This window comes from Faecalicatena fissicatena (genome assembly GCF_016900595.1).
Classification (GTDB): domain Bacteria; phylum Bacillota; class Clostridia; order Lachnospirales; family Lachnospiraceae; genus Claveliimonas; species Claveliimonas intestinigallinarum.
Genome location: NZ_JACLYY010000015.1, coordinates 33128 through 51526 on the forward strand (window position 1 = coordinate 33128; position 18399 = coordinate 51526).

Genomic DNA, 18399 nt, shown 5'->3' on the forward strand with positions numbered 1-18399 from the left:
ACTATTTTCCTCCTGACGGATCATGGGTGAGCTTCCCGTAGACATCCACAGGCACATAGGCCCTGACATAGATTCCATCCTGGGTGTACTCTTCCTTTTCCAGCTCCCCGTATTTTCGGATGAGCTGTATTTTCCCCGCATCGCTGTAGGGGTAAATCTGCTCGATCTCCACCTTCTGCTCCCGCAGCACATCCTCCACACAGGAGAGGAGCGCATCCACGCCCTCTCCCGTTTTTGCCGAGATGAAGGCTGTCCTCTCCGCCTGAAAATCTCTGGGCGCGTACTCCCCCTCAAACCTGTCCCTTTTGTTGAAGGCCGTGATCACCGGCTTATCCGACGCCTCCAGCTCTCTCAATGTCTCATAGACTACATGCATCTGCTGATCCGTCTGGGGATTGGACGCGTCCACCACGTGGAGGAGAAGGTCCGCGTACTTCGCCTCCTCCAGGGTACTTTTAAAGGCCTCGATGAGGTGGTGGGGCAGCTTGCGGATAAAGCCCACCGTGTCTGTCAGGAGCACCTCCTGGCCCCCCGGCAGCTTCAGATTTCTGGTGGTCGGATCCAGAGTGGCAAAGAGCTTGTCCTCCGCCAGGATGCCAGCGCCGGTGAGATAATTTAAGAGGGTGGACTTCCCTGCGTTGGTGTAGCCCACAATGGCGATCACCGGGATCCGGCTCCTGGCGCGGGATTCCCTTGTGAGCTGCCGGTGCCTCTTTACCTCCTTCAGCTCCTTTGTGAGCTGGGAGATCCGCCCCTTGATGAGGCGTCGGTCCATCTCCAGCTTCTTCTCCCCGGGTCCTCTCGTACCGATGCCCCCTCCCAGCCTGGACAGAGAGGTGCCAAGGCCGGTGAGTCTGGACTGTCTGTACCTGAGCTGAGCCAGCTCCACCTGGATCTTTCCCTCGCTGGTGGAGGCTCTGGCCGCAAAGATGTCCAGGATGAGAAGAGTCCTGTCCATGATCTTCACATCCAGCTCATCCTTCAGATTGCCGATCTGGGCCGGCGACAGCTCATCGTCGCAGATGATGCCGTCGGCCTGGGTCTCCCAGATAAGTTCCTTCAGCTCCTCCGTCTTCCCTCTTCCAAGGTAGGTGGCCGGGTGCATCTGCTCCCTCTTCTGCAGGATACGCCCCACACAGAGGGCTCCCGCCGTGCGGGCCAGCTCCTCCAGCTCATCAAGGGACTGCTCCGCATCGTCGCTGTCTGTCAGGCTCACGCCCACCAGGATGACCCGCTCTTTTTTCTCCGCTGTCTCATACATATACACAGGACTCCTTATCTGGTCTCAAGAAATTCCGCCTCTTTTGCCGCCTTCTCGTCATCCGGGTAGTCGGCTGTGTAGTCCTTCAGCTTGGACTTTGCGCTCTCCATGTCCCCGGACTGCTCGTAGGCCGCGATCTCGTTGAAGCGCATCTCCTGCATCATCTCATCGCTGACATCCTCGGCCTCCATGCCCAGCCGGAAATAGTTCAGGGCCTCCGTGGGATTGTCCAGCTGCATGGCGCAGCACCCCATGAGATTGTAGAGCTCCCCGGTCTTATCTCCCCCGTTGTCCAGCACAGACTGAAAGGCCTCCAGGGCCCCCTCGTAGTCCTTCTGCTCCCACCTTGCAAGGCCAAGGCCTCTCCAGCCCTCCGCATCCTGGCTGTCCTCGTCCACAGCCTCCTGAAATGCAGCGGCCGCCTCCTCATAATTTCCTTCCTCCAGGAGGGAAGTTCCATCCTCCAGAAGGTTGGAGCCACAGCCCGTCAGCATCAGGGCGGCCAGAAGAACCGCCGCACATTTTCCTGCCTGTCTTTTCATCTTCAAGCTCCCTTCGTCTATACTCTCCTGCATGTTATACTGAATATTTCACAACTCCCGCCGCATTGATGATGGAGATGATCATAACCCCCACATCCGTAAACACAGACTCCCACATGGTGATATAGCCCGCCGCCGCAAGGAGAAGGACGACAAATTTCATAATCAGCGCAAAGTTGATATTCTGGCTCACCACCCGGACCGTCTCCCTGGCAATCCGAACCGCGTCCACCACCTTGGGCAGCTCGTCCTCCAGAAGGACAATGTCCGCCGCCTCTATGGCTGCGTCCGACCCAAGGGCGCCCATGGCGATACCCACATCCGCTCTGGCAAGCACAGGGGCGTCATTGATTCCGTCTCCCACACAGGCCACTCTCTCTGCCTCGTACTGGTACTGCATGAATTCCTCCATCTGCTCCAGCTTATCCTCCGGCATCAGCTCCGTGTAGGTGTAGTCCAGCTGCAGCTCCTTTGCCACCGCATTTCCGGCGGCACGGCTGTCTCCTGTGAGCATGACAAGAACCGCATTGTACCTCTCCCGCAGCATCTTCATGGTCCATCTGGCATTGTCCCGGATCCGGTCCTCGATGACAATATATCCGGCATACTGGTCCTCCCGGGCCACGTAGATGACCGTCCCGATGGTCTTCACCTGCTCCACCGCAAGGCCCTGCTCCTCCATCATCCGGAGATTTCCGATATGTACCCTGCTGCCGTTGTAGCTGGCGCTGATCCCATAGCCGGGCATCTCCTCCACATCCGTCACCCTCTCCGGATCGTACGTGCCGCCGTAGGCGCTCATGAGGGACTGGGCGATGGGGTGGTTGGAATAGCTCTCCACGTGAGCCGTGATCTCCAGCAGCTCCTCCTTCGTGAGCCCCTCCGGGCGCACCCGGGTCACAGTAAAGGTTCCCTCTGTCAGTGTACCCGTTTTATCAAAAACAAATGTATCTACCTTCGCCAGCATCTCCAGATAGTTGCCGCCCTTTACCACGATGCCCTGGCGGGCCGCCGAGGCGATCCCCCCCAGGAAGGCGATGGGCACGGACAGGATCAGTCCCGTTGGGCAGGCGGCGATGAGCACGATCATCCCCCGGTAGATCCAGGTCTCCCAGCCGCTCCCTGTGATAAAGAGAGGCGGACAGACCATGATAAGGAGAGCCGCCAGCACCGCCACAGGCGTGTAGATCCGGGTAAATTTTCTCACAAAGCCTTCGCTGTCCGCCTTCTGCTGCTGGGCTCCCTCCACCAGCTCCATGATCCGGGACACGGTGGAGTCCTTGTAGAGCTTCTTCACCTGGGCCTCCACCACGCCGGTCATATTGATGCTGCCGCTGTAGATCCGGCTGCCGGGGCCCACACTGTCGGGCATGGCCTCGCCGGTCAGGGCCTTTGTGTCAAGGCTGGTATTTCCGTTTAGGATTACAGCGTCCACCGGCACCCGCTCGCCTGGCTTGATGATGATCACATCCCCCAGCTCCAGCTGGGAGGGCTCCACCTGCACCTCGCCGTCCTCCTCTTTCCTTGTGGCATAGGCAGGGCGTATATCGATGAATTTCTCAATGGTCCTCTTTGTCCTGTCCACAGACACGGCCTCAAGGATACAGCCGATCTGAAACAGAAGCATGGCGGCCACAGCCTCCGCGTAGTGTCCCACTGCCAGGGCTCCCACTGTGGCGATCACCATGAGCAGATGTTCTTTCTCCAGCTTTTTCCGGGCAAGGCTGCTGCTGATACTGTAAAAGGAGTGAAACGCGACGACAAGATACACAGCAAGAAACAGGGCAAAGCGCACCTCGTTTTCCAGCATCGCCCGCCCCGACCAAATGACGGCGGCAATAAACAAAGCCGCGCCCGCCGCCAGTGTACCTGCCTGTATCTTGATTTCCTTCGCCATCGCTTCTGCCCCTCTTGTTTTCCTTAGACTTTATTCGCTGATATGCTCCATGCCCTGGCTGATAATGGTCTGGATATGGCCGTCGGCCAGCGAATAGAAGACAGTCTTTCCCTCTCTTCTGTTCTTCACCAGCTTCATCTGCTTCAGGACCCGGAGCTGATGGGAGATGGCCGACTGGCTCATGCCCAGCAGCTCCGCCAGATCGCAGACGCACACTTCAGCCTGCAGAAGGGCGCAGAGGATACGGATGCGGGTGGCGTCTCCGAACACCTTGTAGAAATCCGCGAGCTCCCGGATCGTCTCCTCCCCAGGCATCCTGCCGCGCACTTCCCGGATGATATCTGTATGAGCCGCCACCACGTCGCAGCATTCTGCCTCTGTCTTTTTCATCGTCAGTCACCCTTTCTGAAGTCAGCGTTCTGCCGGACTTGTTCATATGAATATCAGTTCATCTGTTAATTATGCCAAAACAAGCCCGGCATTTCAACCTTTTCCCGGAAAATCGGGGAAACTTAATACTTTTGTAACACGGTTTTCCCGTACAGGGCCCGGATGGAGTTCAGCACGCAGAGCATGGCCACTCCCGTGTCCGCGAACACAGCCATCCACATGTTTGCCATGCCCGCGAAGCCAAGGATCATGACAAGCGCCTTCACAGCCAGTGCAAAGACTACGTTCTGCATAGCGATCCGCCCGGTTCTCCTGGCAATGGCAATGGACTCAGGAACCGCGGTCACCTGGGAGGTCATAAAGACCACATCCGCCGCCTCTATGGCCGCGTCGGCGCCGCTTCCCATGGCCGCCCCCACGTCCGCTCCGGCCAGCACAGGGGCGTCGTTGATGCCGTCTCCCACAAACATGACCGCCCCGTTCTCCCTGCGCATCTCCTGCAGATGGGTCAGCTTATCCTGGGGAAGGAGCTGGGCAAATACCCTGTCGATGCCCGCCTCACCTGCCACCGCCCGGGCGCTCTCCTGTCCGTCCCCAGTAAACATGGCAGTCACAAGGCCCTGCTTTTTCATAATGGCAATGGCTTCCTTTGCCTCCTTTTTCAGAGAGTCCGCGATAACGATACAGCCCGCCAGCTTCCCGTCAAGAGCAAGGAGCACCTCCGTGCCATACTGGCCGCTCTCGTACCGGTCCATCTTGACGTGGAACATGTCCATGAGGGCCCTGTTCCCGCAGAGGACTTCTCCCCTCTGTGTGACGGCGTGGATCCCCTTTCCGGAGATCTCCTCCACCTTTTCCGGCCGCTCCAGGGTCATGCCCTTCTCCCTGGCAGCCTCCACAATGCTGGTCCCGATGGGATGTGTGGATCCCAGCTCGCACCGGGCTGCCATCTCAAGGAGCGCGTCCATGCTCTCTCTTCCAAAGGGAATCACGCTCTGCACCTGGAATTCCCCCTTGGTGATGGTGCCGGTCTTATCCATCACAACGGCCTTTATATTTTTCAGCGCTTCGATGGCAATGCCGCCCTTAAAGAGGATGCCCTCCCTGGAGCCCGCGCCGATGCCAGAGAAGAAGGCCAGGGGCACACTCAGCACAAGGGCACAGGGGCAGCTGATGACAAGGAAGGTGATGGCCGTGTAGATCCACTCCCGCCAGTTTCCGGTTATGAGGGACGGAATGATGGCCGTGGCCACAGCAGCCAGCACCACGATGGGGGTGTAGATCCTGGCAAATCTTGTGATGAACCGGTCCAGCTTCGGCTTGCTGGCGGCGGCGTTTTCCACGGAGTCCAGTATCTTGGTCACCATGGACTCGGAGAGGGGCTTCTCCACCTCCATCTGCAGCACTCCCTGCTCGTTGACACAGCCAGACATGAGCCTGGAGCCTCTGCGCACGGTCACAGGGACCGGCTCTCCCGTCACCGGGGAGGTGTCGATCCGGCTCTCCCCCTCGGTCACAATGCCGTCCAGAGGGATGCGGTCTCCCGGGCGCACAAGGAGGATGTCTCCCACCGCTGCGTCCTTTGCCGGAATCTCATGCACTTCCCCGCCTTCCAGGCGTCCCACTACCTCGGGCCGCATATCCACGGCCTCCATAATCTGGGAGCGGCTCCTCGCCACAGCCACGTCCTCAAAGAGCTCTCCCACTCTGTAGAACAGCATAACGCCTACTGCCTCCGCAAAGTCTCCGATGGCAAAGGCGGCCAGGGTAGCTACGCTCATGAGGAAGTTCTCGTCAAACACATGGCCCTTCCCCAGGTTCCTGAGAGCAGTCCAGACGATCTCCCAGCCCAGCAGCACGTAGGCGATGACATAGCCCACGGAGGGCCACAGAGGCGCCGCCCCCATATGCTCTGCAATCTCCCCTGCGGCAAAAAGGGCTGCTCCCACCGCAATGATAAGGATTTCCTTTCTGTTTTCCTGGAAAATACTCTTCTTCTGCGCCTTCCCGGATGGCTGTATCTCCTCCCTGGGAGTGACTGTCACCTGCTCCTCTATGGAGGCGCAGATCTCCCGGAATTTGGGCAGAAGCTCCTCCTGGTGACTCGCCGCCACCCGGAGCTGCTTTGTGGCAAAGGTGATGGTAGCCATCTCCACGCCCGGCAGCTCCCGGATCTGTCTCTCCATCTTGGCCGCGCAGTTGGCGCATTCAAGTCCTTCCAGAATGTAGACTCTCTGTTCTACGCCGGCGGATATATTGTCAAATTCCCGGCCCGTGTGGTGTATCTCCTCATGGTGATGCTCGTGGCCATCGGACTCGTGTTCGTGATGGTGCTCGTGGCCACAGCCGCAGGCCTCGTGGCCGTGATGATGCTCGTGGCCGCAGCCGCAGGCCTCATGCTCGTGGTCATGCTCCAGTTCTCTTTTTTCAGCAAGCATAGCAATTCCTCCCTGCATAGGTTTATATATGAATGATTGTTCATATGTTCATGCTTTAATATAATCACAGAACCGTACGCATGTCAATAGGTTAGCCGATAAAATTTTTCAATATAGAAAAAAGAGAGCCGAAGCTCTCTTTTTCACACGGATCTTTATGCCGGAAAATCCTTCCTGCTGTCCTCCACCGCACAGGAGATGGCCTCGTTGAAGGTGGGATGGGCCCTCATGGCATAGAGAAGCTGGGTGGAGGTCAGTCCATTGGCCAGAGCTGTGGCCATCTCCCCGATCATGTCCGTAGCCCTGGGGCACATGAGCTGGGCCCCCAGCAGTTCATCGCTGTCCGGGGCGAACAGCACCTTGATAAAGCCCTCCTCCTCACCAGAGATGATGGACTGTCCGTTCTCCCGCATCACATACCTGCCGCACCGCACCGGCACACCTTTTTTCCGGGCCTCCTCCTCCGTAAGCCCCACGGAGGCGATCTCCGGATCTGTGTAAATGCAGCTTGGGATGATAGAGACAGGAGTAAAAAGTCCTCCTGGCACCATGGAGATGATGACAGAGGGCTTTCTTCCGTTCATCCGCTCCACCACGTAAGCAGCCTGGGCAGAAGCCACATGGGCCAGCTGTATGCCGCCTGTCACATCGCCCACCGCGTAGACTCCCGGAATATTCGTCCGGAAGAAATCGTCCACGATGATGCGCCCTCTCTCCAGCTTCACAGGCACATCCCTCTCAAACAGCCCCTCTGTGGCGGGGCTGCGTCCCACGGAGACAAGCACTGCGTCCACTGCCTCTTTATTGTTCTTTCCATCACAGACAAACCGGCACACAAGACGGCCGCTGTCCCCCTCTTTTCCCTGTTCGATCCGCTCCAGGATGCTCTCCTTACAGATGCGGATCCCTCTGCCTGTCAGGATGCGCTCCAGGGCGTCAGAAAACTCCTGGTCCATATTGGGTAGAAGGCGATCTGATATTTCCACCACCGTCACCTCCGTGCCAAGGGACTGAAAGACAGTGGCCAGCTCCAGACCTATGACGCCGCCTCCCAGAATCAGCATCCGGTCGTACCTGTGGGCGTCCGCGGTAAGAAGCTCCTCGCTTGTCATGACGCCGGGCAGCTCCACGCCCGGGATGTCCGCCAGATTGGCCTTCGCCCCCGCGGCCACCAGAATATTTTTCCCCTGGCACACGGACACGCTCCCGTCTTCATCTGTCACGCGCACCATCCGGTCCCGGCAGATCACCGCACTGCCCCGGATCAGATCCACTCCAAGCCGGCAAAACTCCTCCTCCAGCTCCCCGCGCATCCGATCCGCAGCCTCATCCTTATAGCTGTAGATCTCCTGAAGATCAAAGGAAACTTCCTCGGCGTGAAGCCCAAACCTCTCGCAGCTCTTCATCTCCCTGTACAGAGTAGACGCGTGGAGAAGGGCCTTGGCCGGGATACAGCCCCGATTGACGCAGGTGCCGCCCACAGGCCCCCTGTCGATGAGAGCTACCGACATTCCCATCCCTGCCGCCTTCCTGGCCGCCACGTAGCCGCCTGGGCCCGCGCCCACGATCACAAGATCATATGTATCTCTCATAAGCTTTCCCCCTGATCAATTCCTACTCAATCTGCCAGTCAATCGGCTCCACGCCGTGCGCCTCGAGGAACGCGTTTGTCTTGCTGAAGGGCCTGCTGCCAAAGAACCCTCTGAACGCGGACAGGGGGCTGGGATGAGGCGCCTCCAGTATGAGATGCTTCGGATTGTGGAGCATGGCCTTCTTCCTCTGGGCCGGCGCTCCCCACAGGATAAACACAATAGGCCGGTCCTGCTCGTCCAGGGCCTGAATGGCCGCATCTGTGAACTCCTCCCAGCCGATCCCCCTGTGGGAGTTGGCCTGGTGGGCCCGGACTGTCAGGACTGTATTGAGCATCAGCACGCCCTGCCGGGCCCATTTTTCCAGACAGCCGTGGTTCGGTATGGTGCAGCCCAGGTCATCGTGGAGCTCCTGGTAGATATTCACAAGGGAGGGCGGAATGGCCACTCCCCTCCTGACCGAGAAGCACAGACCATGGGCCTGGCCTACATTGTGGTAGGGATCCTGCCCCAGTATGACCACCTTCACGTCCTTTAGGGGCGTCAGGTGAAAGGCGTTGAAAATATCGTCCGAGGGCGGGAAGACCTGATGGGTCGCGTACTCCTTTTTCACCGTCTCGAACAGTTGTCTGTAATAGGGCTTTTTAAACTCTCCCTGGAGAGCCTCCAGCCAGTCATTGGAAATCGCTGCCATGGTTCATTCTATCTCCTTTTTCTTTTGTGGTCACATCACAGGCGCACAGGAATCCCCTCGCCTCTGAGGTACTCCTTCACCTCCCGTATCTCCAGCTCCTTATAGTGGAATAGAGAAGCAGCCAGGGCCGCGTCCGCGCCGCCCACGGTCAGGGCTTCTTTAAAGTGCTCCAGCTTCCCGGCACCCCCGGAGGCGATAACGGGAATGGACACTGCGTCCGCCACAGCCCTTGTCAGCTCCAGGTCGTAGCCCGCCTTAGTGCCGTCGCAGTCCATACTGGTGAGAAGGATCTCCCCGGCTCCCAGCTTCTCCACCTTTGCCGCCCACTCCAGGGCGTCGATTCCCACGTCGATCCGACCGCCGTTTTTATAGATGTTCCACCCTGTCCCGTCAGGACGCCTCTTGGCGTCAATCGCCACCACCACGCACTGGCTCCCGAACTTGTCCGCCGCCGCGCTGATGAGCTCCGGAGTCTGGATGGCGGAGGAATTGATGGAGATCTTGTCCGCTCCCTCCCGGAGGAGCGCGCGGAAATCCTCCACCGTGCGGATGCCTCCCCCCACCGTAAAGGGGATAAACACAGTCTCCGCCACCCTGCGGACCATGTCCACCACAGTGGCTCTGGCATCAGAGGATGCCGTAATATCCAGGAACACCAGCTCGTCCGCGCCTGCCTCGTCATATGCCTTTCCAATCTCCACCGGATCTCCCGCATCTCTGAGATCCACAAAATTCACACCCTTCACTACCCTTCCGCCGTTCACGTCCAGACAGGGAATGATCCGTTTCGTATGCATCTTTATGTACCTCCGTCTATAGTTCTACAAAATTCTTCAGCATGAGAAGCCCTGTGGAGCTGCTCTTTTCGGGGTGGAACTGACAGGCAAACACGTTTTCCTTCTCCACCGAGGCGTGAATTTTGGCGCCGTACCAGGTGACTGCCTTCACGATCTCCTCCTCCTGCGCCTCCAGGTAATAGGAGTGCACGAAATACACAAAGGGCTCTTCCGGCACGCCCCTAAACAGCCGGCCATCCCCTGAGAGCTCCAGGGTGTTCCATCCCATATGGGGTATCTTAAGGCCCTCTCCTCCGGGGATCCTGCGGATCTTTCCCTTCAGTATGCCGAGCCCCTTCGCGCCGGGGCTCTCCTCGCTCTCCTCAAAGAGGAGCTGCAGCCCCAGGCAGATGCCAAGGAAGGGCGTCCCCCTGTCCACCACCTGGCGGATCACCTCCTCCAGGCCGTACTGCCGTATCTTCTCCATGGCGTCGCCAAAGGCGCCCACCCCAGGCAGGATCACCTTGTCCGCTGCCAGGATCCGCTCCCGGTCCCTGGTGATCTCCACATCCTGCCCCAGGTAGCGCATGGCTTTCTCCACACTTTTTATATTTCCCGCATCGTAATCAATAATCGCTATCATCTGTCCTCCCGGTTCCTTTCTGTCTGTGTCACAGTGTACATGCAATTTTAGTCTACCATATTTTCTATTTCACATCCAGCTCAAACCAGAATTCCACGCCGTTATCATAGTTTTTGACGCCGTATTCCTGGTGGAAGGAGTCCATGATGGCCTTCACAATGGATAGGCCGATGCCGTTGCCCCCGTACTCTCTCGTGTGGGCCTTGTCCACCTTGTAAAATTTCTCCCAGATATGGGGCACATCCTCCTCCGGTATGGGGATGCCTGTGTTGAATACAGTGACTCGTACCTTATCGCCGGAGGGAATGATCTTCACATCCACCACCCGGTCTCCGTCCAGATGGTTGAAAGCGTTGCTCACATAGTTTCTCACCACCTGCTCCGCCTTGAACTCATCTGCCCACACATAGACCGGATCCTTCTGCCGGAACTGGACTTTGGCCTCCTTCTGCTGGGCCATGATCTCCATGCTCTGGAGAACCCCCCGGATCAGCTCAGTCAGGTCAAACCTCTGGAACTCCACATTTTCATCTCCGAATTCAAGCTGGTTGAGAGTCATGAGATTTTTCACCATCTGGTTCATCTTGGCAGCCTCGTCCATAATGACGTCACAGTAGAACTCCCTGCTCTCCGGGTCGTCGCTGACCCCCTCCTTCAGCCCCTCCGCATAGCCCTGGATGAGGGCGATGGGAGTCTTCAGCTCGTGGGACACATTTCCCATGAAATCGGTGCGCATCTTCTCGATCTTTTCCTTCTGCTCGATGTCCTGCTGCAGGCGGAAATTGGCGTTCTTCAGCTCAGAAATAGTCATCTCCAGCTTCTCGGACATGGTGTTGAAATTCTCCCCGAGGACGCCGATCTCACCCCCTCCGCCGCTTGTGTACTTGGCTTCAAAGTCCAGGTCCGCCATCCTGACCGACAGGACAGCCAGCTCCCGCAGAGGCTCTGTGAGCCTTCTGGAAAAATACCAGACAAACAGGATGCCACCCGCAATGATCCCAAGTCCCACGATAATGAGGAAACGGTAAAAGAGAACCATGGTCTCCTGGATACTCTCCAGGGGACTGCGGATGAAAATGTTGTAGGAGTCTCCCACCGTCCCCCACAGGGCCAGGTAATCCACCTGCTGGGCGCTGTCCCGGAACTCCACCACCTGGTAATTGTCGTTTCTCTCCATGACCTGGCTGTCGATCTTGTTGAAGAGGACGCCGGCCAGCTGCATCAGCAGCATCTGGCTGTCGTGAAGATTGGAAAAGCCGGACTCATTGGAAAAATTCCACACAATATAGTAAAAATTGTACCGCTCTGCCGTGCGATTGATCTGACTGATCTCATCCTCCGTCATCTCGCCGTTCTGAGTAATCTGGTCAATCTCATTGTACAGCTCGGTAAAATTATCCTTCTTTTCCCGTATATAATAGGGCTCCAGACCGGAGCCCACCAGGAGCAGAAGGATGACCAGCATACAGACGATCAGCCCCACAAACACAGCGATCATCTGCCTGCGTATTGAATGTTTCATCTACGCCACCTCAAATTTATATCCCATGCCCCAGACAGTCTTGATGTAGTTTCCCTTGTCTCCCAGCTTACTGCGCAGCTTCTTCACATGGGTATCGATGGTCCGGGCATCGCCAAAATAATCGTAGTTCCACACATTGTTCAGGATCTTCTCCCGGGAGAGAGCCACCCCTTGGTTTTCCATAAAATATGTGAGCAGCTCAAATTCCTTGTAGCTGAGCTCCACCGGCTCACCGTCCAGCTTCACGATGTGGGCCGTCTTGTCCAGCTCAATGCCGCCGGCCTCCAGCGTCTCCTGGGCCTGGGCGTCCCGGGTCCTCCTCAGGATGGCCTCCACCCTGGCCACAAGGATCTTGGGGCTGAAGGGCTTCGATATATATTCGTCCACTCCCAGGCTGAAGCCCTGGAGCTCATCTCTCTCCTCTCCCCTGGCCGTCAGCATGATGATGGGTACCTTGGAGGACTGGCGGACCTCCCGGCACACCTGCCATCCGTCCATCTTGGGCATCATGACGTCCAGGATCATGAGCGCGATGTCTTTGTTCTCATAAAATATATCCATGGCCTCCATGCCATCTCCGGCCTCAAGTACCTGAAAGCCCTCCCGCTCCAGGAAATCCCGCACCAGCTTGCGCATGCGGCTCTCGTCGTCGACCACCAGTATTTTCATCTTTTCCATCAAAGCATACCTCCTGCCGCTTACATTTTACACTATTATAGCAGTATTCTATGTTTCTTTTGTGAAATTTTTTCAGAAATATGGTATAATGAGCTACTGGCAGGAATTTTCAGTCCTGCCGCACAGCGCGGCAGCGTGCGCCGTGCCCAAGATCGGATGAGGAGGAGGACAACCATGAACTGTCCCAGATGTGGAAACGAACTGAGAATAAGCAGAAAGGATCCCAGATTTGGTCTCTGCGATACCTGCCGTAAGAAGTACCGCCTTCCGGAGCAGAAGGCACCGCAGGTTCGCGAGGAAGAGGAGGAGCACTATCCAAAATACGCCAATATTCCCCCAAAGTCTGTCCGCGAGAAGCGGGAGACAGAGATGCGCCGGGCCTACGACGAGCTTCTGGCTATCGGCAGGGAAGAGCGCGAGGGAAAAAGAGGACTCTTTGGCCGCCGGAAGAAATCAAAATAAAATCTTTTCAAATTTTTCCTTTCCGAATTTTCCGGAACATGCTATAATAATTTGTGCTGTTTATCGCCTTTCAGAGAGACAGCATTTTTCTGGAGACGTACCGAAGTGGCCGTAACGGGGCTGACTCGAAATCAGTTTATCGGTTTTATCGCCGGTACGAGGGTTCGAATCCCTCCGTCTCCGCTGAAATGAGAGAGGGTGTCCAAAAGTCATGTATTGACTTGAGGGGCACCCTCTTTTTAAAATATCTATCAAACAGTCTCCACTTCCGGGAACATTGTATCAATAAAACAAAAAGGGAAACGCCTGCATACCAAGCATTTCCCTTTGCTTCCAAAATGGACCTGGCGGGAATCGAACCCGCGTCCGAAAGCCTTTCCATCAGAGCATCTCCCATCACAGTCATTAGTTTGACATTCCCTCTGCCGGCCGCCTAATGACAGGCTTCCGGTTTCAGTAGCTTCATAAAGTCTTCCATCCCCTCAAAGCTTTGAGGACGAAGTGCTCCGCCTTGTTGAAGCCGGGATCTTAAGCAGCGGATGACCTAAGGCCGACTGCCGCCAAAATTAGGCAGCGTACGCTAATTCTCTATTGTCTGCGTTTATATTTAATTGGAACTTTTATCGTAGTGTCCCGCTACGGATGGCTTCTCCAACTTCCAAACCCCCGTCGAAACCAGTACAAGCCCGCGCTGTCTGGCCGCAGACGTTTTTTGTTGTCTCATTTATTATAGTAACTGGCTCCGGCCCTGTCAAGGCTTTCCCGCAAACGTCTTTTCCTGTCTTTTCCTAAAGCAGCCGCAGGGCCTTCTCCATGGCGTCCGCCGCCTTCTCCAGCGTCTCCATGGAAGCCGCATAGGTGATCCGAAGGTGCCCCGGCGCCAGGAACGAGCTGCCCGGCACCACCGCCACCCGGGCTTTGTCCAGGAGGAATTCCGCAAGGGCCAGATCGTCCTCTATCCTCTTTCCATTATATTCCCGGCCCAAATAATCTGTCACATCCGGCAGGAGGTAGAAGGCCCCCTTCCCCTTCCGGCATCGGATGCCCTCTATGCCGCACAGTCGCTCATGGAGAAAGCAGCGGCGCCTGTCGTACTCCGCCGCCATGGCTCTGACGCAGTCCTGGCTGCCCTGCAACGCCGCGATCCCGGCCTTCTGGGAAATGGAATTGACAGAGGAGATCATCTGGCTCTGAACCACATTGACCGCCTTTACGACCTCCCGGTCCGCCGCCAGGTAGCCAAGCCTCCACCCTGTCATGGCGTAAGTTTTTGAAAAGCTGTTGATGAGCACAGTCCTCCGTCTGGCGTCTCCGGAGAGGGAACTTACGCTCACATGCTCCCGCCCATCGTACACCATAGACTCGTAGACCTCGTCCGATATGATATAAAAATCATGTCTCTGCGCAAGAAGCGCCAGCTCCTCCAGGCTCTCCCGGCTGTACACAGCGCCGGTTGGATTGTTGGGCGTGTTGATGATCACCGCCTTTGTCCGATCCGTCACCGCCTGCGCAATACTGGTAAGGTCAAGGCTGAAATCCTCCGCCGTCCGCACAGTCACCGGCACTCCCCCGGCCATGCGCACCATCTCAGTGTAGCTGACCCAGCAGGGACAGGGGATGATCACCTCGTCCCCCGGATCGCAGAGGGCCAGGAGCGCCGCATAGATGCACTGTTTGGCCCCCGGGCCCAGGGTAATCTCATCCGGCGCATAATCTGCCCTATTTTCCTCCACAAGCTTGGACGCTATGGCCTCTCTTAGCTCCGGCACACCCATAACCGGCGTATACCTCGTAAATCCTTCCTCGATGGCCTTCTCTGCCGCCCGGCAGATATGGGCCGGAGTATCAAAATCGGGCTCACCTACATTGAGCCCGATTACAGGGATTCCCTCCCTCTTCATTGCAGCTATGCGGTTTGTCAGCTCTACCGTCCTGGACGGCTCCACTTCCTGTATCCTTTTAGAAATCATATATCTTCCCTCTCATTTACCATATGATTTATTATACAACCGCTTTAGCACTTTATCAAGTTAAATTTGTGAATTCACGTCTCTTTTAAAGTATTTTGAAAGCTCTCACAACAGGCAGCTCTCTTCTCACACCCCGGCAGGCGTCCACAATTCCCACAATCATCAGAATAAGGAACACAAGACTCAGAATATCACCCACCAGATCAAGGGGCCAGAAGGAGGAGAAGAGCGCAAAGCCCAGGAAGCCCTCTCCGGACAGTATGTCCGCCAGGATGCTCCCGATCCAGATTGCAAGTCCCTGATTGATGTGGTGTCTCAGATATTCTGAGCTTTTGTTTCCCGCAAGGAGAGGGATGAGTACCAGAATGCCTATGTAGGACAGGACTGCCATCACCTTGTTCGCTCTCACGTCCTCCGGATGAAAATACCCCTCCCCTGACTGGTCATACGGCCCCTGCTGACTGTACTGTCCCTGCCAGCCCTGGTCCTGACTCTGCTGGTCGTACTGGCCCTGGCCAAGAGGGATCTCAGCCCCGCAGTAGGGACAGAAACGGATCCCGTCGTCCACCTTTGCTCCGCACTTCACACAATATGCCATCTTACTTTCCTCCCATGTGCACTGGATTTTTCTCGTCCTCCAGGCCCAGTATCTCTGCAAGGACTTCTATGATGATCTCATTTGTGCAGGACTTAATGTACCCCATCATGTGAAGGGATATCTCGTCCTGCCTCTGACTTTCCGTCAGCTCTGTCTTCGCGTTTGTCTCCTGGATGAGCGAAATGAGCTGAGGCGTCAGCTCCTCATAGGTCTCGATAGTCGTCTGGGAGACCATTTTTCTAAGCTCCTCCTTACTCACAGGTACCATACTATTTCCTCCTCTATCCGAAGTTTCTTACCTTAAATTCCCGTTCCGCCTCTCTCTTCTGATCCTTTTTGGCGATGTCCTGCCGCTTGTCGTAGAGCTTCTTGCCCCTTGCGAGGCCAATCTCCACCTTTACAAGGCTGCCTTTAAAATAAACCTTCAGTGGCACGATTGCAATACCCTTCTCCTTCATTTTTCCTGTCATCTTGTTAATCTCCGACTTGTGGAGAAGGAGCTTGCGCACCCGCAGGGGATCCTTGTTGAAAATGTTCCCCTTCTCATAGGGGCTGATGTGCATGCCGTAGATCCAGACCTCCCCGTTCTCAATGCGGATAAACGACTCCTTGATGCTGCATTTTCCCATGCGCAGGGACTTGACCTCCGTCCCTGCCAGGGAGATGCCGGCCTCGTAGGTGTCCAGTATAAAATAGTCGTGATATGCCTTCTTATTGTTGGCAATCAGCTTCCCGTCTGTCTTCTTCTTCGCCATCCCGCGACTCTCCTTCCTTCACGATCTCAAAATCTATGGTTCTCTGCAGCCGGTCTGCCCCGGTCACCCGCACCCGGAGCCTCTGCCCCAGCTTGTAGGCCCGTCCTGTATGGCTGCCGATCATCTCGTATCTGTCCTCGTAGTACTCATAGTGGTCATCGCTCATAGATGCCACATGCACCAGGCCCTCCACTGTGTTGGGGAGCTCCACGTACATCCCCCATTTGGTGATACTGGAGACCACTCCCTCAAACTCCTGGCCGATGTGCTGCGACATATATTCCGCCTTTTTCAGCTTCACCGTCTCCCGTTCCGCTCCTTCTGCCCGGCGCTCGGTCTGGCTGGCCTGCCTTGCCACCTCGGGCAGGATCTTCTCGTAGTGCTCCGCCTTCTTCTCATTCAGGCGCCGGCGCAGGTCGTCCTTGATGATCCGATGGATCTGCAGATCCGGATACCGCCGGATGGGGGAGGTAAAATGGGTGTAGTACTTGGCCGCCAGGCCGAAGTGCCCTGTGTTCTCCGGGGTGTATTTGGCCTGCTTCATAGACCGCAGGGCCAGCCGGCTTATCAGGGCCTCCTGGGGCGTGCCCTCAATTTTTCCCATGAGCTTCTGTATCTCCATGGGCCGCACCTTCTCCCCAACGTGCATTGTGTAGCCGAAATTGTTGATAAAGGTGGCCAGCGTCTTTATCTTGTCTTCATCCGGTGCCTCGTGGGTTCTGTAGAGGAAAGGCACCTCCCGCCAGAAATACTCCTCCGCCACAGTCTCGTTTGCCAGCAGCATGAAATCCTCAATGAGCCGCGTGGCCACATTTCTCTCGTAGGGCCTGATCTCCACCGGCTTCCCCCTCTCATCCAGGATCAGCTTGGCTTCGGGGAAATCGAAGTCAATGGATCCTCTCCTGTGGCGTCTCTCCCTCAGTATACCGGAGAGCTGCGCCATCCGGGTGAGCATGGGAACCACGTCCTCATATTTTTTCATCTCCTCCGGATCTTCCCCTCCCAGTATCCTGCTGACACCTGTGTAGCTCATGCGGTGATCTACCCGGATCACAGTCTCAGCAATCTCGTGGTCTGTCACCTCCCCGCGCTCATCTATGGTCATGATACAGCTCAAGGCCAACCGGTCCTCCCCCGCGTTCAGAGAGCAGATCCCGTTGGACAGCCGGTGGGGCAGCATGGGGATCACCCGGTCTGCCAGGTACACGCTTGTTCCTCTCTTTAAGGCCTCCCGGTCCAGGGCGCTGCCCTCCTGCACGTAGTTGGCCACATCCGCGATATGGACGCCCAGCACATACCTGTCTCCCTCCTTTGTGAGAGAAACAGCGTCGTCCAGATCCTTGGCGTCCTCCCCGTCTATGGTCACCATCTGCCAGTCTCTTATATCCTTTCGGCCCGCCATGTCCGCCTCGCTGATGTGATCCGGCACACGGCCCGCCTGGTTCAGCACCTTCTCCGGAAACTCGCAGGGCAGGTCACTCCCCTTCACGATGGACATGATATCCACTCCAGGGTCATTCACATGCCCCAGTATCTCCACAATCCGGCCCTCCGGCTTTCTTCCGGAGCCGCCATAGGAGGTCAGCTCCACCACTACCTTGTGGCCGTCTACGGCTCCCCCGTCTTTTCCCTCCGGGATGAACACGTCCTCCAGAAAACGCCGGTTGTCCGGAACGACAAATCCGTAGCTCTTCTTTTTCGACTTCTCATAGAGCCCCACCAGGGTGGTCGTCCCCCTCTCCAGGATCCTGACCACGCGCCCCTCCTGCCGGTGTCTGTGGCTGTCACCTCTGCGGCCGTCCCGCCTGTGGCTGCCGTCCCGGGTGAGGGCCACCTCCACCGTGTCTCCGTGAAACGCGCCGCCGGTGTCGTCCTCATCGATAAAAATATCCTCCTCCCGGCCTTCCACAGCCACAAATCCAAATCCCCTCGGATTGGCCTGGTACACGCCGGTGAGAGTCTGGGACTCACCCTTACAGTATTTTCCCTTTTTGCTGACATAGATCTTTCCCTCGTCCACAAGGCTGTCCAGCACTTCCTTCAGCTCGCCTCTCTGCTCCTTTGATACCTGGAGAAGAGAAGCCATCTCCTTCAGCTTCATGGGTATATAGAAATCATCACAGATAAATTCATAGATGATCTTTTTTCTCTTCTCAAATGTCCCGTCCATCCTATCACTTCCCT

Annotated in this window: 17 protein-coding genes, 1 tRNA gene and 1 other RNA gene; 2 read left to right on the forward strand and 17 right to left on the reverse strand. The window is 56.6% G+C overall.

The features are described 5' to 3' along the window. Position 1 precedes the first annotated feature (1 nt). From hflX to H7U36_RS13270, 11 genes are all read right to left on the reverse strand, one after another. Positions 2-1261: a GTPase HflX gene (gene hflX / locus H7U36_RS13220; RefSeq protein WP_205156308.1), complete on the reverse strand. Its 1260-nt coding sequence runs from the start codon at positions 1259-1261 to the stop codon at positions 2-4. 14 nt (positions 1262-1275) lie between these two features. Next, positions 1276-1803 (reverse strand): tetratricopeptide repeat protein, encoded by a 528-nt coding sequence (locus tag H7U36_RS13225; RefSeq protein ID WP_205156309.1) that lies wholly within the window; start codon positions 1801-1803, stop codon positions 1276-1278. A 34-nt stretch (positions 1804-1837) separates the two neighbouring features. Continuing rightward, positions 1838-3700 (reverse strand): heavy metal translocating P-type ATPase, encoded by a 1863-nt coding sequence (locus H7U36_RS13230; protein WP_191428713.1) that lies wholly within the window; start codon positions 3698-3700, stop codon positions 1838-1840. A 30-nt stretch (positions 3701-3730) separates the two neighbouring features. Then, on the reverse strand, positions 3731-4090 hold the full coding sequence (locus tag H7U36_RS13235) for an ArsR/SmtB family transcription factor (protein WP_205156310.1): 360 nt from the start codon (positions 4088-4090) through the stop codon (positions 3731-3733). 122 nt (positions 4091-4212) lie between these two features. Next, complete coding sequence (locus H7U36_RS13240; RefSeq protein WP_243426769.1) at positions 4213-6528, reverse strand: heavy metal translocating P-type ATPase; 2316 nt, start codon at positions 6526-6528, stop codon at positions 4213-4215. A 155-nt stretch (positions 6529-6683) separates the two neighbouring features. Continuing rightward, entirely contained in the window at positions 6684-8120 is a 1437-nt protein-coding gene (gene lpdA, locus H7U36_RS13245; RefSeq protein ID WP_205156312.1) for a dihydrolipoyl dehydrogenase, read from the reverse strand. A gap of 22 nt (positions 8121-8142) precedes the next feature. Beyond that, a complete protein-coding gene (locus tag H7U36_RS13250) occupies positions 8143-8811 on the reverse strand; it encodes a uracil-DNA glycosylase (RefSeq protein WP_205156313.1) in 669 nt (222 codons plus the stop codon). Between the two features lie 35 nt (positions 8812-8846). Further along, complete coding sequence (gene hisF / locus H7U36_RS13255; RefSeq protein ID WP_138303743.1) at positions 8847-9608, reverse strand: imidazole glycerol phosphate synthase subunit HisF; 762 nt, start codon at positions 9606-9608, stop codon at positions 8847-8849. 16 nt (positions 9609-9624) lie between these two features. Next, complete coding sequence (gene hisH, locus H7U36_RS13260; RefSeq protein ID WP_138303745.1) at positions 9625-10230, reverse strand: imidazole glycerol phosphate synthase subunit HisH; 606 nt, start codon at positions 10228-10230, stop codon at positions 9625-9627. A 64-nt stretch (positions 10231-10294) separates the two neighbouring features. Then, entirely contained in the window at positions 10295-11752 is a 1458-nt protein-coding gene (locus H7U36_RS13265; RefSeq protein ID WP_205156314.1) for a sensor histidine kinase, read from the reverse strand. Beyond that, positions 11753-12430: a response regulator transcription factor gene (locus H7U36_RS13270; protein ID WP_191493410.1), complete on the reverse strand. Its 678-nt coding sequence runs from the start codon at positions 12428-12430 to the stop codon at positions 11753-11755. Positions 12431-12604: 174 nt separating this feature from the next. Between H7U36_RS13270 and H7U36_RS13275 the strand changes: the two genes are divergently transcribed. Both H7U36_RS13275 and H7U36_RS13280 read left to right on the forward strand, forming a co-directional pair. Beyond that, positions 12605-12892, forward strand: a complete 288-nt coding sequence (locus H7U36_RS13275) for a hypothetical protein (RefSeq protein WP_138303751.1) — start codon at positions 12605-12607, stop codon at positions 12890-12892. 91 nt (positions 12893-12983) lie between these two features. Further along, a tRNA-Ser gene (locus H7U36_RS13280) sits at positions 12984-13075 on the forward strand. Positions 13076-13228: 153 nt separating this feature from the next. Here the strand turns inward: H7U36_RS13280 and ssrA are convergent. From ssrA to rnr, 6 genes are all read right to left on the reverse strand, one after another. Continuing rightward, positions 13229-13580, reverse strand: a transfer-messenger RNA (tmRNA) gene (ssrA, locus tag H7U36_RS13285). A gap of 100 nt (positions 13581-13680) precedes the next feature. After that, on the reverse strand, positions 13681-14862 hold the full coding sequence (locus H7U36_RS13290; protein WP_138303753.1) for a pyridoxal phosphate-dependent aminotransferase: 1182 nt from the start codon (positions 14860-14862) through the stop codon (positions 13681-13683). Positions 14863-14947: 85 nt separating this feature from the next. Next, positions 14948-15460: a zinc ribbon domain-containing protein gene (locus H7U36_RS13295; RefSeq protein ID WP_205156315.1), complete on the reverse strand. Its 513-nt coding sequence runs from the start codon at positions 15458-15460 to the stop codon at positions 14948-14950. A 1-nt stretch (position 15461) separates the two neighbouring features. Further along, positions 15462-15728: a hypothetical protein gene (locus tag H7U36_RS13300; RefSeq protein WP_138303757.1), complete on the reverse strand. Its 267-nt coding sequence runs from the start codon at positions 15726-15728 to the stop codon at positions 15462-15464. Between the two features lie 13 nt (positions 15729-15741). After that, positions 15742-16215: an SsrA-binding protein SmpB gene (gene smpB, locus H7U36_RS13305; RefSeq protein ID WP_138303759.1), complete on the reverse strand. Its 474-nt coding sequence runs from the start codon at positions 16213-16215 to the stop codon at positions 15742-15744. After that, complete coding sequence (rnr, locus tag H7U36_RS13310) at positions 16172-18385, reverse strand: ribonuclease R (RefSeq protein ID WP_205156316.1); 2214 nt, start codon at positions 18383-18385, stop codon at positions 16172-16174. Before rnr ends, smpB begins: the two co-directional genes overlap by 44 nt. Positions 18386-18399: the final 14 nt, after the last annotated feature.

Excerpts from the sequence above, each read along its gene's own strand:
- H7U36_RS13300 (WP_138303757.1), bottom strand. The coding sequence starts at position 15,728 with ATGGTACCTGTGAGTAAGGAGGAGCTTAGAAAAATGGTCTCCCAGACG.
- H7U36_RS13275 (WP_138303751.1), top strand. The coding sequence starts at position 12,605 with ATGAACTGTCCCAGATGTGGAAACGAACTGAGAATAAGCAGAAAGGAT.
- hisH (WP_138303745.1), bottom strand. The coding sequence starts at position 10,230 with ATGATAGCGATTATTGATTACGATGCGGGAAATATAAAAAGTGTGGAG.
- smpB (WP_138303759.1), bottom strand. The coding sequence starts at position 16,215 with ATGGCGAAGAAGAAGACAGACGGGAAGCTGATTGCCAACAATAAGAAG.
- H7U36_RS13240 (WP_243426769.1), bottom strand. The coding sequence starts at position 6,528 with ATGCTTGCTGAAAAAAGAGAACTGGAGCATGACCACGAGCATGAGGCC.
- hflX (WP_205156308.1), bottom strand. The coding sequence starts at position 1,261 with ATGTATGAGACAGCGGAGAAAAAAGAGCGGGTCATCCTGGTGGGCGTG.
- H7U36_RS13290 (WP_138303753.1), bottom strand. The coding sequence starts at position 14,862 with ATGATTTCTAAAAGGATACAGGAAGTGGAGCCGTCCAGGACGGTAGAG.
- H7U36_RS13235 (WP_205156310.1), bottom strand. The coding sequence starts at position 4,090 with ATGAAAAAGACAGAGGCAGAATGCTGCGACGTGGTGGCGGCTCATACA.
- H7U36_RS13265 (WP_205156314.1), bottom strand. The coding sequence starts at position 11,752 with ATGAAACATTCAATACGCAGGCAGATGATCGCTGTGTTTGTGGGGCTG.
- rnr (WP_205156316.1), bottom strand. The coding sequence starts at position 18,385 with ATGGACGGGACATTTGAGAAGAGAAAAAAGATCATCTATGAATTTATC.
- H7U36_RS13225 (WP_205156309.1), bottom strand. The coding sequence starts at position 1,803 with ATGAAAAGACAGGCAGGAAAATGTGCGGCGGTTCTTCTGGCCGCCCTG.
- hisF (WP_138303743.1), bottom strand. The coding sequence starts at position 9,608 with ATGCATACGAAACGGATCATTCCCTGTCTGGACGTGAACGGCGGAAGG.
- H7U36_RS13250 (WP_205156313.1), bottom strand. The coding sequence starts at position 8,811 with ATGGCAGCGATTTCCAATGACTGGCTGGAGGCTCTCCAGGGAGAGTTT.
- H7U36_RS13270 (WP_191493410.1), bottom strand. The coding sequence starts at position 12,430 with ATGGAAAAGATGAAAATACTGGTGGTCGACGACGAGAGCCGCATGCGC.
- H7U36_RS13230 (WP_191428713.1), bottom strand. The coding sequence starts at position 3,700 with ATGGCGAAGGAAATCAAGATACAGGCAGGTACACTGGCGGCGGGCGCG.
- lpdA (WP_205156312.1), bottom strand. The coding sequence starts at position 8,120 with ATGAGAGATACATATGATCTTGTGATCGTGGGCGCGGGCCCAGGCGGC.
- H7U36_RS13295 (WP_205156315.1), bottom strand. The coding sequence starts at position 15,460 with ATGGCATATTGTGTGAAGTGCGGAGCAAAGGTGGACGACGGGATCCGT.